This is a genomic window from Rhodococcus sp. NPDC003383, assembly GCF_053589115.1.
In genome coordinates, this window is sequence record NZ_JBSFRG010000016.1 from 116984 (window position 1) to 132294 (window position 15311).

General features: G+C 68.8%; 13 protein-coding genes. 5 read left to right on the forward strand and 8 right to left on the reverse strand.

Annotated elements, in window-relative coordinates; all coding sequences use genetic code 11:
* Positions 1 to 12: 12 nt before the first annotated feature.
* Entirely contained in the window at positions 13 to 1560 is a 1548-nt protein-coding gene (locus ACWDTS_RS15955; RefSeq protein ID WP_450118573.1) for an APC family permease, read from the forward strand.
* A complete protein-coding gene (locus ACWDTS_RS15960) occupies positions 1557 to 2309 on the forward strand; it encodes an IclR family transcriptional regulator (protein WP_450118574.1) in 753 nt (250 codons plus the stop codon). Before ACWDTS_RS15955 ends, ACWDTS_RS15960 begins: the two co-directional genes overlap by 4 nt.
* On the opposite strand, the gene ACWDTS_RS15965 is transcribed toward ACWDTS_RS15960, so the two are convergent.
* The 3 genes from ACWDTS_RS15965 to ACWDTS_RS15975 form a co-directional block, all read right to left on the reverse strand.
* On the reverse strand, positions 2293 to 3027 hold the full coding sequence (locus ACWDTS_RS15965; RefSeq protein WP_450111335.1) for an aspartate/glutamate racemase family protein: 735 nt from the start codon (positions 3025 to 3027) through the stop codon (positions 2293 to 2295). The genes ACWDTS_RS15960 and ACWDTS_RS15965 overlap by 17 nt on opposite strands.
* 4 nt (positions 3028 to 3031) lie before the next feature.
* Positions 3032 to 4546: an NCS1 family nucleobase:cation symporter-1 gene (locus ACWDTS_RS15970; RefSeq protein WP_450118575.1), complete on the reverse strand. Its 1515-nt coding sequence runs from the start codon at positions 4544 to 4546 to the stop codon at positions 3032 to 3034.
* Positions 4547 to 4698: 152 nt separating this feature from the next.
* Entirely contained in the window at positions 4699 to 5421 is a 723-nt protein-coding gene (locus ACWDTS_RS15975; protein ID WP_197250073.1) for a GntR family transcriptional regulator, read from the reverse strand.
* Between the two features lie 114 nt (positions 5422 to 5535).
* Between ACWDTS_RS15975 and ACWDTS_RS15980 the strand changes: the two genes are divergently transcribed.
* The gene (locus tag ACWDTS_RS15980; protein ID WP_450118576.1) at positions 5536 to 6402 is read left to right on the forward strand and encodes an oxidoreductase; all 867 of its coding nucleotides are present in this window, start codon (positions 5536 to 5538) and stop codon (positions 6400 to 6402) included.
* Here ACWDTS_RS15980 and ACWDTS_RS15985 read toward each other — a convergent pair.
* The 3 genes from ACWDTS_RS15985 to ACWDTS_RS15995 form a co-directional block, all read right to left on the reverse strand.
* Entirely contained in the window at positions 6395 to 8713 is a 2319-nt protein-coding gene (locus tag ACWDTS_RS15985; protein WP_450118577.1) for a DEAD/DEAH box helicase, read from the reverse strand. The two genes, ACWDTS_RS15980 and ACWDTS_RS15985, sit on opposite strands and share 8 nt — an antisense overlap.
* A 77-nt stretch (positions 8714 to 8790) precedes the next feature.
* Positions 8791 to 9213: an organic hydroperoxide resistance protein gene (locus tag ACWDTS_RS15990; RefSeq protein WP_197250070.1), complete on the reverse strand. Its 423-nt coding sequence runs from the start codon at positions 9211 to 9213 to the stop codon at positions 8791 to 8793.
* A complete protein-coding gene (locus ACWDTS_RS15995; RefSeq protein WP_307845964.1) occupies positions 9210 to 9668 on the reverse strand; it encodes a MarR family winged helix-turn-helix transcriptional regulator in 459 nt (152 codons plus the stop codon). The genes ACWDTS_RS15990 and ACWDTS_RS15995 overlap by 4 nt, the downstream gene beginning before the upstream one ends.
* 151 nt (positions 9669 to 9819) lie before the next feature.
* Here ACWDTS_RS15995 and ACWDTS_RS16000 point away from each other — a divergent pair, with 151 nt between their 5' ends.
* Together ACWDTS_RS16000 and ACWDTS_RS16005 are read left to right on the forward strand one after the other, a co-directional pair.
* On the forward strand, positions 9820 to 12234 hold the full coding sequence (locus ACWDTS_RS16000) for an ATP-dependent Clp protease ATP-binding subunit (RefSeq protein ID WP_450118578.1): 2415 nt from the start codon (positions 9820 to 9822) through the stop codon (positions 12232 to 12234).
* A gap of 67 nt (positions 12235 to 12301) precedes the next feature.
* Positions 12302 to 13255, forward strand: coding sequence for an alpha/beta hydrolase (locus ACWDTS_RS16005; RefSeq protein ID WP_450118579.1), 954 nt, complete (start codon positions 12302 to 12304; stop codon positions 13253 to 13255).
* 114 nt (positions 13256 to 13369) lie between these two features.
* Here the strand turns inward: ACWDTS_RS16005 and ACWDTS_RS16010 are convergent, their stop codons facing one another.
* A complete protein-coding gene (locus tag ACWDTS_RS16010) occupies positions 13370 to 14431 on the reverse strand; it encodes an NAD(P)H-dependent amine dehydrogenase family protein (protein ID WP_374068481.1) in 1062 nt (353 codons plus the stop codon).
* 265 nt (positions 14432 to 14696) lie between these two features.
* A partial coding sequence (locus ACWDTS_RS16015; RefSeq protein ID WP_450118580.1) for a M23 family metallopeptidase occupies positions 14697 to 15311 on the reverse strand: 615 nt, incomplete at its 5' end.

Sequence of the window (15311 nt, forward strand, 5' to 3'; positions counted from 1 at the left end):
ACGGTGGCCGGGGTGAGTAGCGGCAGACGTGGCGGTAGTGGTTCACGGATCAGCGGCGCGCTCGCCGCAGCGATCGCGCGGTCGCGCAACAGCGAACCGAAGGCGCCACCGGTGTTCTCCCCGCTGCGGGCGCTGGGCCGCCGGCAGCTGTCCCAGATCGATCTGATCGGGCAGTCCCTGTCGACCATCGCGCCGGCAACCGGGATGATCTTCATCGCCGCCTGGATCATCACCGCGGAACCGGGCTTCGCCGGCCTTGCCGCGATCGTCGGAACCACCGCGGTCGTGGTCGCCGTCGCCTCCTGCATCACCCAGTTCACGCGACGCCTTGCCGCGGCGGGATCGCTGTACAGCTTCGCATTCCACGGGCTCTCGCGCCGCGCGACACTGACCGTGGGGGCCGCGCTTCTGCTCGGATATCTCGGCATCTCGATCTCGGTGCTCGCGAACTCCGCCGTCAGCCTGCTGGGAATCGGGACGGCACTCGGGATCGACCTGCCGGGCACGGCACCGCTGCTGGTGACCACCGCACTGGTCGCCGGGACGGTCGCGCTGATCACCGTGCGCGGGGTGCGATTCGCGACCCGCGCAATCCTCGTCGTCGAGGCCTGCTCGCTCGTCCTGATCGGCGTATTGATGGTCGCAGGTCCGGACCTCGACGAAACCGTCGGTACCCCGGCCATATCCGGAACCCTGCCGTTCCTCGCGATGCTGGTCGTGTTCAGCATGGCCGGTTTCGAGAGCGCCGCCTTCTTCGGGGCCGAGGCGCGACGGCCGCTGACGATCGTCTCGCGCGCGGTGCTCGTCACCCCGATGGTGTGCGGCGCCGCGTTCGTCTTCGCCGGGTGGGCCGCCATGTCCGGTCACGCGGATGCGGTCGTCGCCGCCTATTTCGACGGCACGGCATCCGGGGCGAGCCTCGGGATGGTCATCGCCGTGAAGGTCGGTGTCACCTGCTCCTGGCTCGCCTCCACCCTCGGCTGTGCGCAGGCCGGATCCCGTCTTCTGCTGGCGATGGGCATCGAAGGAACCGCGCCGAGGTCCCTGTCGCGGGTCCACCGTCGGCTGCGCACGCCGTACGTCGCCGTGGGGTGGTTCAGCCTGGCGAGCGTCACCGGCGCATGTGTGTATCTGCTGGTGTTCGTGGCGGATTCGACCCCTTTCGAGAGCTTCGTCGAGGTCGCGATCGTCATCGCCTACACCCTGCTCGCGGTGTCGTGCCTGCGGTTCCTGCGGCGGATCGGCGAGGACGCACCGTCCACCACCGCGCTGTCGGCCGGGATCGCCCTTGTCGGTGCGGGACTGCTCGCCTACCTGGTCGTCGACGGCGTGACGCACGGATCGTGGGCGATGCCGGTCGCGGTGCTCATCGTCGGCGTGTCCGGCACGATCTGGGCGTGGCTGCTGAGACGACTCCGACCCGAGTCCCTCACGACGATGGGGACTTTCGACAGTATCGAAACCATCGACCTGCTCCCGGGCTCGGGTGAACTCGTGCTGGACGACGACGGTCGGCCCCAGGTCGTGTCGGTGCAATCCGGCGCGGGGTTCGGGGCATGACCGCACACGTCGAGGCCGAGGTCGGGTTCAGCGGTCAGCAGCCGAAAGCGGTGCGCAAGGCCCTCGTCATGCTCGAGGCCGTTGCACACCTCGGCCCGGGAGCGACCGCGAAGGAGATCGCCCGGTTCGCGGGGGTCGCGCCCGCCACCGCCTACCGCATGCTCAATCTGCTCGTCGCGGACGGATTTCTGGTTCGGGTGCCGGACCTGTCGGGGTTCGCGCTCGGCCGGCGCACAGCCGAGTTGTCCCGCGCGGCGGTCGCGACGGACACGTCACCGACCCTGCACGAAACCGTCGAGGAGTTGCGCTCGCACACCCGGTTCGGGCTGCACGTGGCGTCGTTCGCGGGAGGGCGGCTGCGGTTCGTCGACCAGGATCCCGATCACGAGATCGTCGGGATCACGCTGCTCGCGAAGAACCTGCACGCGAACGCACTGGGCAAGGTGATGCTGGCGCACAATCCGGCGTTGAACGAGGGGCTCGAACTGCGCCGTCTCACCGATTTCACGGTGTGCGATCCGGAGGTGCTGCGCGCCGAACTGATGCAGGCGCAGCTCGACGGTCACGCGTTCGAGAATCAGGAGTGCCGGCTGGGCCGGTCGGCGCTGGCGGTGCCGATCCGCAACCACGCGGCCGAGGTCGTCGGGGGACTGTGCCTGCAGGGCTCTCCGCTGCGCGTCTCGCCGACCGACTACGAGCAGTTGCGATTCCTGCACGAGGGGTCGCGCCGGCTCACCGGATTGTTGTGAAGCCCTTCAGGATTCCCGTGTAGGGCTTCGGCGGCGGCGGCGCGAACTCGCCGCGTTTGCCGGTTGTCAGGCCCATCGTGACCAGCGACTGCACCGTGAGGGTCGCGGCCGCAACGCCGTCGACCACGGGGGCGCCGATGTCGGCGGAGATCCGCGCGCACAGATCGGCCATCCCCGCGCAGCCCAGCACGATCGCGTCGGAGCCGTCGGTCTCGAGGGCCTCGTGGCATGCCTCGGTGATGATCTTGCGGGCGTCGGGGTCGGTCTCGAGGTCGAGCACCGGAATCTCGCACGCGTGGATACCCCGGCACGCGTCGCGGAGTCCGTAGCGCTCGGCCAGGTCCCGGGCCCGGCCCGTGGTGCGGCCGAGGGTGGTGACGACGGAGAAGCCCCGGCCCAGGAAGCTCGCGGTGTGCATCGCGGCCTCGGCGATCCCCACGACCGGTCCGGTCGCGACCTCACGGGCGGCGTCCAGGCCCGGGTCGCCGAAGCACGCGATCACGTAGCCGTCGGCGCCGTCTTCTTCTCCTTTCGCGATCTCGGCGAGAAGGCCGGGTACGGCCAGGGATTCGTCGTAGTGGCTTTCGATCGACGCGGGCCCCATCTCGGGGCTGACCGCCTCGACGCGTGTGCCCGGGCCTGCGACGGCCCGGGCACACGCCTCGATCGTGGCGGTCATCGACCACGTGGTGTTCGGGTTGATGACCTTGATGAACATATGGTCAGGCGACTTCCTGTGTGACGGATGATGATTCGGGGATCTGCACCGCGAGCCGGGTGCGGGTCGCGAGCAGGTGGTAGGTGACGAACCCGAGTCCGCAGCCGATGAACCAGCTGTACTGCGCGGCCGTGTGCATGCCGGGGGCGTTGTTGAACAGCACCGGGATCATCGCGACGACGGCGCCGACGACGGTCGCGACCACCGCGGCCGGGTTGTAACCCTTGCGGTACCAGTAGGCGCCCTTCTCGGACATGGTGAACAGGTCGTCGACGATCACCTTCTGCTTGCGGACCAGGTAGTAGTCGGCGATGAGGATGCCGAACAGCGGGCCGATGAACGCGCCGAGCGTCTCGAGCGTGTAGTGGATGACGTCCGGGTTGTTGTACAGGTTCCACGGGGTGATCAGCACCGAGCCGACCGCGGCGATCATGCCGCCGGCACGCCAGCTGATCTTCTGCGGGCTCACGTTCGAGAAGTCGAACGCGGGCGAGATGAAGTTCGCGACGATGTTGATGCCCACGGTGGCGATCGCGAAGGTGAGCGCGCCCAGGACGATCGCGAACGTCGAGTCGATGCGCGCGACCGTCTCGACCGGGTCGGTGATCAGCTCGCCGTACACCGGGAGCGTCAGCGACGCGGTGACAACCACGAGGAGCGAGAACACCAGGAAGTTGACGGGCAGCCCGAGGAAGTTACCGCGCTTGACGGCGGCGAAGGACTTGCCGTACCGGGAGAAGTCACCGAAGTTGAGCATCGGGCCGGAGAAGTACGAGACCACCAGTGCGATGGCGCCGAGCATGACCGGAATCGAGGACCAGCCGGTGTGGGTGACGGAGCCCAGGTTCAGGTCGATCGCGCTCCAGCCGGCCTTCGAGATCAGGTAGCCGCACAGCAGGAACATCACCACGTACACGGCGGGACCGCAGAAGTCGATGAACCTGCGGATCGATTCCATGCCGCGCCAGAACACGCACGCCTGCAGGACCCACAGCGTCAGGAAGCTGACCCAGCCGAGCGCGGACAGGCCGGCGAAGCCGTAGTTCTCCACGACGGCGTACGGCGCCAACGACGGAAACAGCTTGACGAGCACCACGTCCAGTGCCGCCGAGGCGAGGAACGTCTGGATGCCGTACCAGGCCACCGCGATCAACCCTCGGATGATCGCCGGGATGTTCGCGCCGAGCACGCCGAACACGCTGCGGCAGATCACGGGATAGGGCACACCCGTCACCTGGCTGGGTTTGGCGACCAGATTGCAGAAGAAGTAGACGATCGTGATTCCGGCCAGCAGCGAGACCAGCACCTGCCAGCTCGCCAGGCCGAGCGCGAAAAGACTTCCGGCCGTGACATATCCGCCGACACTGTGCACGTCGGACATCCAGAACGCGAAGATGTTGTACGAGCCCCACCGCTGATCCTTCAGCGGAGCCAGATCGTCGTTGGTCAACCGCGGATCGTAGGGTGGCGCGGACGACGCGGTGGCGGCGGTGACGGGGGGTGAGATCACTTCGGTCATGGGTGCTCCTGGCATCGACGGGATACTGCACCGATCGGGCTGTTCGCCGAGCGGATCGGTGTGGTCCCGTAGAAACGGTGTGTGCCCGGAACGCCAGCAACGGCGATGACGTCCGATGCCGGAAACGCTATCGACGTCGTGTTGCCGCCGTATTACTCGAAATGTATATCTTCCCGGGTCAGCAGACCCGTGTCGACCGGGAGGGTCTCGATCGTCGAATCGAGCCTGCGATTGTGCGTCTCGGCGGCGGCGAGCAGCCCCGGAACGTCGCGCGCGAGGAAGCAGTCGAGCATGCGGCCGTGATCGGCGTGGAGGACGGCGCGATGGGCCGCCGTCACGTGGACCATCGGCTGAACGGGTTCGGTGATGTTCCAAGCCGATTCGAGCATGTGCAGCAGCCGGTGCATGCGCGACGGCGCGGTCAGCGCCATGTGGAACACCCGGCTCTCCCGATGGTAGGCGACCGGATCGTCCTCGGCGACGGCCTGTTCGAGCCGCTCGTGGCTGGCGCGTGCCAGCGCATGGTCGGCCTCGGTCGCGTGCACGACCGCGGCGGTGAGCGACGCCGTCTCGAGTGTTTCCCGCACCAGGTACATCTCGCGGAACTCGGCCGCGGTCAGCCGGGCGACGGTGTAGCCACCGTTCTGCCGGTGGTCGACGAGTCCCTCACCGATCAGCGTCTTGAGTGCTTCGCGAATCGGTATCCGGCTCACCCCGAACAGCTCCGCGATCTCACCGACCGGAATCGCCGTGCCGGGCGGGGCCGCGCCCGACAGGATCACGCGGCGGAGCTCGTCGAGGATCGCCTGCTGTGGGCGGCCGGGCCGGTCGACGTCGAACTGGGCGAGCAGGGCCGAGCGGTGACGTGGCGGCACGCGAACTCCTTTCGGCACACGTATTCCTTTCGGCACGGCAACGACCGTGACGGTATCCCCGTGATGTTTCGGACACGTGTCGTGGGCGGTGCGGTCCGGCGTAGGGTGGCGGCCATGACCGCTTGGACCACAAGGGACATTCCGGATCAGCAGGGGCGCACCGTCGTCGTCACCGGCGCCAACAGCGGATTGGGGGAGCAGACCGCCCGTGCCCTCGCGAAGGCCGGCGCGGACGTCGTCCTCGCGTGCCGCGACGTGGCAAAGGGGGAGGACGTCGCCGCGTCGATCGGTCCCCGCGCGCAGGTGAAGCGCCTCGATCTCGCGGATCTGGCCTCGGTCCGCGAATTCGCCGCCGGTATCGAGAAGGTCGACGTCCTCGTCAACAATGCGGGGGTCATGGCGGTGCCGTTGCGCCGGACCGCCGACGGTTTCGAGATGCAGATCGGCACCAACCACCTCGGGCACTTCGCGCTGACCAACCTGCTGCTCGACCGCATCACCGATCGGGTCGTCACCGTCTCGAGTGCGATGCACAGGATCGGGCGCATCGGTCTCGACGACCTGAACTGGGAGCGCCGCCGCTACGATCGCTGGCTCGCCTACGGACAGTCGAAGCTGGCGAACCTGCTGTTCGCATACGAGTTGCAGCGCCGGCTGACCGCGCAGGACTCGACGGTGCTGTCGCTGGCCGCGCATCCCGGATATGCCCGGACGAATCTGCAATCGCGCACCGAGTCGATCCAGGATTGGATGATGAATATCAGCGATCCGATCATCGGGCAGTCCGCGGAGAAGGGTGCGCTGCCGTTGCTGTACGCGGCGACCTCACCGGACGTCGTTCCCGGCGGATTCTACGGACCCGACAAGTTTTTCGAGATGCGCGGTCACCCGCATCGGGTGCGGTCGAACGCCCGCTCGCACGACGAGACCGTCGCGCGGCAATTGTGGGAGCTGTCCGAAAGGTTGTGCTCGCTCACCTGAAATCCGAGGTCGAGGTCCCGGGCGCGCACGCCCCCGGCACCGGCAGCGCATCGCGTTCGCACAACCCCGTCTGGCCCACCAGATCCAGCGTGCGCAGGTAGCGGCGCAGCAGGTCGCCGGCCGAGATGTCGCTGTCGACGGCGCGCAAGGCCGCGGCCAGCCCGTCGCCGCGCGCGAGCCGGTGGATCGCGACGACCGCGACCGGGTCCGGTTCGGGCGAGGGCGGGAGCCCGAGCCGCTGCTCGGCGGTGGCCAGGTCCGTCCACACCCGCCCGGTCGCGCGCAGCGCGGCGTCCACCGCAGCGGTCGCACGACCCGCCCGTGCCGGGACACGGCTGCGCGATTCGCCGAGCACGCTCGACGCGACCGCTGCCAGCTCGGCCGCGCCGAGACCCGCCCACACGCCGTTGCGGAGGCATTCGGCGACGAGAAGATCGTTCGCGCAATAGATCCGGGCCAGCCGTCGCCCGTCGTCGGTGACATACGCGTGGCCGCCGTGCGGATCGAGTAGGACGTGGCCGCGTTCGTCGAGCAGGGCCAGTACCCCGTCGAACGTGTCGGTGAGGCGGTCGGTGACGGTCGCGATGCGGGTGCGCATCGTGTCGGTGTCGTCGTCCAGAGTGTGCCGCCGGTCCGCGAGTGCGAGCAGGCGGTCGCGGTCGCCGCGGCGGTGCACCGGATGTGAGCGCACCGCCCGCGCCAGCGCCGTCACCGTCTCCGACGGGGCCGTGCCGCGCGCGGAGACGAGACGGTCGCGCAACGCGAGGTACTCCGGAAAGTCTTCCGCAGCAGCGAGTTCCGAGTCCATGTCGCGCAGCCGCGCGGTGTTGGTGCGGGCCGCGGCGGTGAGGGCAGCGACGGACTTCTCGGCCTGGTACTGGGCGAAGGAACGACGCAGGAGGTCGCGGGCGGCGGGCGCGCCGAGCCGGTCCACCAGGTTCACGGCCGTGTTGTAGCCGACGCGCAGCGAACTGGTCAGCGGATAGGTGCGGGTGGACGCGAGACCGGCGACGGTCGCCGGTTGCACCTCGGGGGTCCACAGCACCACCGCGTGCCCCTCCGTGTCGATGCCGCGGCGACCGGCGCGGCCGGTGAGCTGGGTGTACTCGCCGGGGGTGAGCCGCTCGGGGCCGTCCGCGGTGGGTTTGACGAGGCGTTCGAGAACGACGGTGCGTGCCGGCATGTTCACGCCGACCGCGAGGGTCTCGGTGGCGAAGACGACGCGGACCAGCCCGAGGCCGAACAATTCCTCCACGGCGTGCCGGAACACCGGCACCATCCCCGCGTGGTGGGCCGCGAAGCCGCGTTCGAGCCCGTCCAGCCACTCGGCGAAACCCAGTGCATCGAGGTCCGCGGGAGACACTGTCGCCGTGTGCTTTTCGACGACGGAACGGATCCGGTCGACATCCCCGGAATCGGTCAACCGCAGCGACGAGCGCAGGCATTCGTCGACGGCGGCGTCGCAGCCGGATCGGCTGAACCGGAACCAGATCGCGGGCAGCAGATCCTCGGCCTCGAGCCGCGCCACCAGTTCGGGACGGTCGGCGCCCGCCGGGCCGGGAGTCGCGGTGCGTCGGCGGCGACGTGCGCGGCCGGGAACCGCGGGCGCCGCCTCGACGAGCTGGCGGTGCGCGATGTACCGGACGAGCTGTTCGTCGACGGTGCCGGTGACGGGGGAGAACAGGTCGAACAGCCGGCCGCCGGCGAGGACGTGCTGCCACAGCGGCACCGGCCGGTGCTCCTCGACGACGACGGTCGTCGGCCCGCGCACCCGGCCGATCCATTCGCCGAATTCCTCGGCATTGCTTACCGTCGCCGACAGGCTCACCAGGCGTACGGCAGGGGGGAGGGTGAGGATCGTTTCCTCCCACACGGCGCCGCGGTCGCGGTCGGCGAGATAGTGCACCTCGTCCATCACGACGTGGGTCAGCCCGGCGAGCAGCGGGGAACCGCCGTGCAGCATGCTGCGCAGCACCTCGGTCGTCATCACGACCACCGGGGCGTGCGAACGCAGCGAGAGGTCGCCGGTGAGCAGCCCGACGTGGTCGTCCCCGAACCGGGCGGCGAGATCGCTGTACTTCTGGTTGCTCAGCGCCTTGATCGGGGTGGTGTAGAAGCACTTGCCCTCACCGGCGAGCGCGAGGGTCGCGGCGAACTCGCCGACCACGGTCTTGCCCGACCCGGTGGGTGCGCACACCAGCACGTCCCGACCCTCGTCGAGCGCGCGGCATGCGCGGAGCTGGAAGTCGTCGAGGGCGAAACCGAGGGTCGCCGTGAATCTCGCGAGCCGGGATTCGTCCTGCTTGCACACACTCACCACAGTAGGGCCTTCGGCCCGGTGTGCCTTTGTGGCGGTCAGGGCCGCCACAAAGGCACACCGCGGGGAGGTCAGTCCTCCGCGACCTCGAGAGCGACCTCGATGTTGCCGCGGGTCGCGTTGGAGTACGGGCACACCTGGTGCGCCTTCTCGGTCAGCGCGAGTGCCTGCTCGCGCGGCACGTTCGGGAGGGTGACCTCGAGCGTGACGGTCAGCTCGAAGCCGCCGTCGTCGTTCGGGCCGATGGCCACGCGCGCTCCCACGGCCGAGTCGGTGATGTCTGCCTTCTCCTGCCGCGCGATGAGCTGCAGCGCCGAGTGGAAGCACGCGGCGTAACCGGCGGCGAAGAGCTGCTCGGGATTGGTGCCGTCGCCGGAGCCGCCCATTTCGGTCGGCATGGCGAGCTGCAGGTCGAGGCGGCCGTCGGCGGTGCGGACGTTGCCGTTGCGGCCGGCGCCGGTGGAGAGGGCTTCGGCGGTGTAGAGGACGTTCATGTCGTGCTCCCTGTCGTTGTCGATGTTGCGGTGTGGAGCGCCGCGGTCATTCGGTGGAGCGTGTCGCGCAGGGCGACCAGTTCGGCGATGTCGAGCCCCGATGCCCGGGCGATGCATTCCGGGATGTCCTGCGCGGCCGAGCGCATCTCGGTGCCGGCGTCGGTCAGGTGCACGACGACGCGGCGTTCGTCGGTGCTCTGCCGGCGTCGTTCGATCAGCCCGGCGGCTTCGAGCCGCTTGAGGAGCGGCGAGAGTGTCCCCGTATCGAGATCGAGCGCATCGCACAGGTCCTGGACCCCGCGACCGTCGCGTTCCCACAGCGCCAGCATCACCAGGTACTGCGGATAGGTGATGCCGAGCCGGTCGAGGTGCGGCCGGTAGACGGCGGTGGTGGCCCGCGAGGCGGTGTAGAGGGCGAAGCAGACCTGCTGGTCGAGAGCGAATGCGTCGGACACGACCATGAATGTAGTGCACGGTTATGTTGTGCACAATATAAATGGGCGCAACCATCCGGGTGATGCAGCTCACGCATCTCCGGGAATTGATCGGGGATCCGGCACGTTAGTTGAGTTCGTAAGACTCAAGTCTCGGAAGAAAGGCTTCGGAATGCCGTCATTCTTCGGGCCTGGTGGCCCTGGCCGCATCGACATCTCCCGCTTCCTCGGCCGCGGCACGCAGGACCTCATGGCAGCTGCGGCACGCTTCGCCACCGAACGCGGCGACGCGGACCTCGATGCGCTGCACATTCTCCGCGTCATGGCGGAGCAGGACCCGGCCCGGACGCTCATGACCCGCGCCGGAGCCGATCCCACCGCGGTCGTCGCCGCCGTCGACGAACGCCTCCCGGCGCCGGGCGCCGGAGACGGTGCGACCGCGCCGGTGCTCAGCGGCACCGTCCGGACCGCGCTGCTCGAGGCGCACCAACTCGCACGCGCGCTCGGCTCGACCTACATCGATCCCGAGCACGTGTTCTTCGCGCTCGCCGCCGACCGCACCCGCGGCCCGGGCCGGCTGCTCGCGTCGCTGGGGGTGACCCCGCAGTCGCTGCAGGCCGCCCTGCAACCGGCCACCGCGCCGCCGCAGGCCGAGTCCACCACCCCGACCCTCGACAAGTTCGGCGTCGACCTGACCGCCCGTGCGCGGGACGGGCAGATCGACCCGGTCATCGGCCGGGCCGACGAGATCGAGCAGACCGTCGAGATCCTGTCCCGGCGCACCAAGAACAACCCGGTGCTCGTCGGTGAGGCCGGTGTCGGCAAGACCGCGATCGTCGAAGGACTCGCCCAGCGCATCGTCGACGGGGACGTGCCGGACAGCCTGCGCGACAAGCGCATCGTCCAGCTCGACCTGACCGCGATGGTCGCCGGGACCCGCTACCGCGGCGACTTCGAGGAACGCCTGACGAACGTGCTCGACGAGATCACCGCGCAGTCCGGTGAGCTGATCGTGTTCATCGACGAGATCCACACCGTCGTCGGTGCGGGCGGCGGCGGCAGCGAAGGCGCCATGGACGCGGGCAACATCCTCAAGCCGAAGCTCGCGCGCGGCGAGCTGCACGTCGTCGGCGCCACGACCCTCGACGAGTACCGCAAGCACATCGAGAAGGACCCTGCTCTCGAACGACGGTTCCAGCCCGTCACCGTCGGTGAACCCACCCACGCGGATGCCGTCGCGATCCTGCGCGGCCTGCGTGACCGGTACGCCGAGTTCCACGGCGTCGTCTACACCGACGACGCGCTCGACGCCGCGGTGGACCTGTCCGTCCGGTACCTGCCGGACCGGCACCTGCCGGACAAGGCGATCGACCTGATCGACCAGGCCGGTGCCCGGCTGCGGCTGCGCACGCCGCGCGTCGACACCGTCGAGCTGCGGGACCGCCTCGCGGCGCTCGAGGCCGAGAAGGACGAGGCCGTCAAGGCGGAGCAGTACGAGCAGGCGTCGCGTCTGCGCGACGAGATCGCTTCCGTGCAGGCACGTCTCGGTCAGGCGGACCCGACGGCCGAGGCGCCCGAGGTGAACTCCGAGGTGATCGCCGAGATCGTCTCGCGGGCAACCGGAATCCCGGCGACCCGCATGACGCAGGCCGAGAAGGACCGGTTGCGTAATCTCGAGGACGAACTGCACAAGCGCGTCGTCGGGCAGGACGAAGCGGTGCGCGCGGTCGCGCGGGCCGTGCGACGCAGCCGCGCCGGCATGTCGGATCCGCACCGGCCCGTCGGCAGCTTCCTGTTCCTCGGGCCGACCGGCGTCGGCAAGACCGAACTGGCCAAGGCACTGGCCGAGGTGCTGTTCGGCGAGGAGAACAAGATGCTGCGCATCGACATGAGCGAGTTCGGCGAACGGCACACCGTCAGCCGCCTCGTCGGTGCCCCGCCCGGGTACGTCGGCTACGGCGAGGCCGGTCAGCTCACCGAGCAGGTGCGGCGCAACCCGTACTCGGTGGTCCTGCTCGACGAGATCGAGAAGGCACACCCGGACGTGTTCAACACGCTGCTGCAGGTGCTCGACGACGGCCGGCTCACCGACGGCCAGGGTCGCACGGTCGACTTCACCAACACCGTGGTGATCATGACCAGCAACCTGGGCTCGGACATCATCTCCAGCCGCGGCGGGGCGCTCGGCTTCACCACCGGTGACGCCGAAGCCGCCGAGAAGCCGCTGCGGGACCGGGTGATGGGTCGGCTGCGCGAATCGATGCGACCGGAATTCCTCAACCGCATCGACGAGATCGTGCTGTTCCGCAAGCTCGACACCGACCAGCTGCACCGCATCACGGATCTGCTGCTCGACAAGTCGCGGGCACGATTGCAGGCCAAGGGAATCGAGCTCGAGATCGCGGCCGACGCGGTCGACTGGATCGCCGAGCGCGGCCACCAGCCCGAGTTCGGGGCCCGGCCGTTGCGCCGCGCCATCCAGCGCGAGGTCGACGACCGCATCGCCGACCTGCTGCTCGACGACGAACTCGTCGAAGGCAGCGCTGTGACGGTCGCGGTGGAGGACGGCGAACTCGTCGTCCGGTAAGCACGTGGACAGGTGCCCCTCGCCCGAATCGGGCGAGGGGCACTTTCGCACGTTCTATATTCGCGGGATGGAGCAGATCCCCGTCTTGCCGCTGCCCGCCCGCACCCGGCTGTTCGGTGCCGTCCTGCGGGTCCTGGCCCGCGAGCCGTCCGACGGTCCGGAGATGGTCGCGTTGCGGGCACGCCGGGCCCGGCTGATCGCCTCCGCACCGGGACGGCTCGTCGTCGGGACGGACGCGGCGGGGGTGGTCGTGGCGGATCGGCACATCGACGACGGAATCCGGTTGCGCATCCACACCCCGGCCGGCACCGGACCGCGCCCGATCGTGGTGAACTACCACGGCGGCGGCTGGTGCATCGGATCGCCGGAGCAGTCCCGCTGGATGGCGGGCCGGGTCGCCGCGCAGGCCGGGGCGATCGTCGTGTGCCCGACCTACCGCCTCGCCCCCGAACACCCGTATCCGGCGGCGGTCGACGACGCGTGGACGGCATTGCAGTGGGTGCGGGCGAACGCGGCCGAACTGGGCGGGGATCCGGCCCGGATCGCGGTCATGGGCGACAGCGCGGGCGGGAACCTGGCCGCGGTCGCGGCCCTGCACGCCCGCGACACCGACGGCCCCGCGTTGCGCGCCCAGGTGCTCGTGTATCCGGCGGTGGAGATGTACGAGCGGTGGCCGTCCGAGGATGCCCACGCGGACGCGCCGCTGCTCACGTCGAAGCAGATGCGGACGTTCGGGCGGCTCTACCTCGGCGACGGCTACGGCACCGAGGATTGGCGGGCATCCCCGATCCGCGCCGCCTCGCACGAATCACTGCCGCCTGCATTGATTCTCACCGCCGGGCACGATCCGCTACGCGACCACGGTTTCCGCTACGCCGACGTACTGCGGGCGGCCGGTGTGGAGACCGAGCACCACCACTATCCCGACACGATCCACGGTTTCGTCGCCTTGCCCGGCGTCGCGCCCGCGGCGCACACCGCGGCCCGCGACGTCGTGGAGTTCCTGCGCCGAACCCTGTGACCCGTGCGTGTTTTCGGTAGCGGTGACTACCGAAAACGCGCACGGGGTGGGGCGCGCCGAGGGGGTCAGCGTGATTCCCCTCCGCGGTGGGTCAGGCAACCGGTTGTTCCCGTGTCACATCGGTGTGGACTCCGCAGAGTGGTCCAGCCAGATTCCTGCAGGTGCGCAGACCAGACCGATGTCCTTGAGGGTCGAGATCCCTGCCGGGGCGGCCACCACGTCGAAGGCCGCGTTGACTGCGGGCATCGCCGTCATCGTGTCCCATTCGTGGTTGCCCCACGTGTCGGGAGGGACGAACCGGATGCGGGTCTGCACTTCGGGCTCACCCTTGATGATGACGTGATAGTGGTTGTCGTCGAACTGCCAGTCCGTGTTGAGCTCTTTGGTGAGATACCACGCGACGTTGGATTGGACGACCGTCCTGCCTCCGATCGTGCCGTTCCAGCCGGCGCGTATCGCTGCGATGGTGTCCTTGTCGATGCGCAGCCAACCGAGATCGACATCTGTCGACGCCGTGGCGTGTTCGATGAAGAACTCCATGTCGTCCAGTCGGTAGCCCAGAGCGGTGGCCATGCGACGGACCGAGTCGCGGAAGGTGCTCAGCCACAGCTTCGACATTTCCACGGCCTCGGGCGTCGCTTCGGGCAGCGAGAAGCCGAGTGCCTGCCAGGTCTCGGCCGATTCGTAGACCGATACGTCGGCCGACTCGAAGATCGACACCCTTTCCACGTCTCGGCACACCGCGGTCATCGCCGTCACCATCGTGTTGATCCAGCCGGGGTTGACACCGGAGATGTAGAGCGAGCTGTTTCCGCGCTCGCAGGCGGCGGCCAGCTGTTTCTCCGTTTCTCCTTGGATCCCACCGACATTGAGAAACAGATTGGTGCTGATCACGTTGAGGCCGCTCTCCAGCAATCGCACGGCGTGATCGAGGTCGGCCATGAACGGCGTGTAGATCACCACGTCGGGATCCAGGGCGATCAGCGCGTCCACATCGGTCGTGGCGACGACTCCGGTGTCGGGGCGACCGCACAGGGAGCCGGCGTCCACCCCGTTCTTCTCGGGCGAGTAGGCGTAGACCCCGACCAATTCCAGCCGGGGGTCGTCGAGGATTCCGCGCAAACTGAGCTTGCCGACCTTTCCCGTGGTCCATTGGACAACTCGCAGTTTCGTCACTGGTTCCTCCATGCCGGCGCCGCCCCGGCTGGGCGGGTGGGGGTGTTCAACGGTCGTGCCGGCCGTCGGTGAGCACCTCCGGCCGCACTGTGAGAACGCAATTCTCCTCACGGGGTGGCCGGACTGTAGCAGGAGAACGGTCATATTCTCAGGGAATCGGGCTCACCCGATGGAACAGGAGACCGGCGACATCACCGTCCATGTGCGGGACGCCTTTCGCACAGGCGGATCCGACGATCGAGGGTGCCCTGAAGGCAGGGCGATATCACCCGGCTTCGGGGAAGTCCACGATCGCCAGGTTCAGCGGCAACTCGTCGGTCCGCGACTCCGGTTCCGGCAGCTTGCCCTGCAGGAACGTGCCGCTCAGGTAGTCGTCCGCATCGGCGATCTGCTGTGGCGCGACCTGCCCGTCGTAGTCGAAGCCCTTGATCTCGTACGGCAGCGAATCCGCCTCGAGCAGGCTCGGACCGTCCATCAACTGGAAATGCAGGTGGGATGCGTTCGCGTTGCCGGTGTTGCCGAGCTTGCCGAGCACCTGGCCCTCGGTGACCTTGTCGCCGGGCTTCACCGTGACCGACCCGGAGATCATGTGGGCGTACATGGCGTACACGCCGTTGCCCAGGTCGAGCACGACGTGGTTGCCGTCGACGTTCTCGACGGTCAATTTCGCCGCCAGTTCCGGATTGCTCGCGGGCAGGACACCCGGGGCATTCGCCTCCATCCCGTCGAGGATCGAGACCACGGTGCCGTCGGCGACGGCGAGGATGTCGGTCCCGTAGTCGACGTAGTGCCGCACCTGCGAACCTTTGCCCCGTTTCGGTCGACACGCCGACCGGTTGCGGCGTGTCGACCACGGCATCGGCGAGCCTGGTCGAGTGGC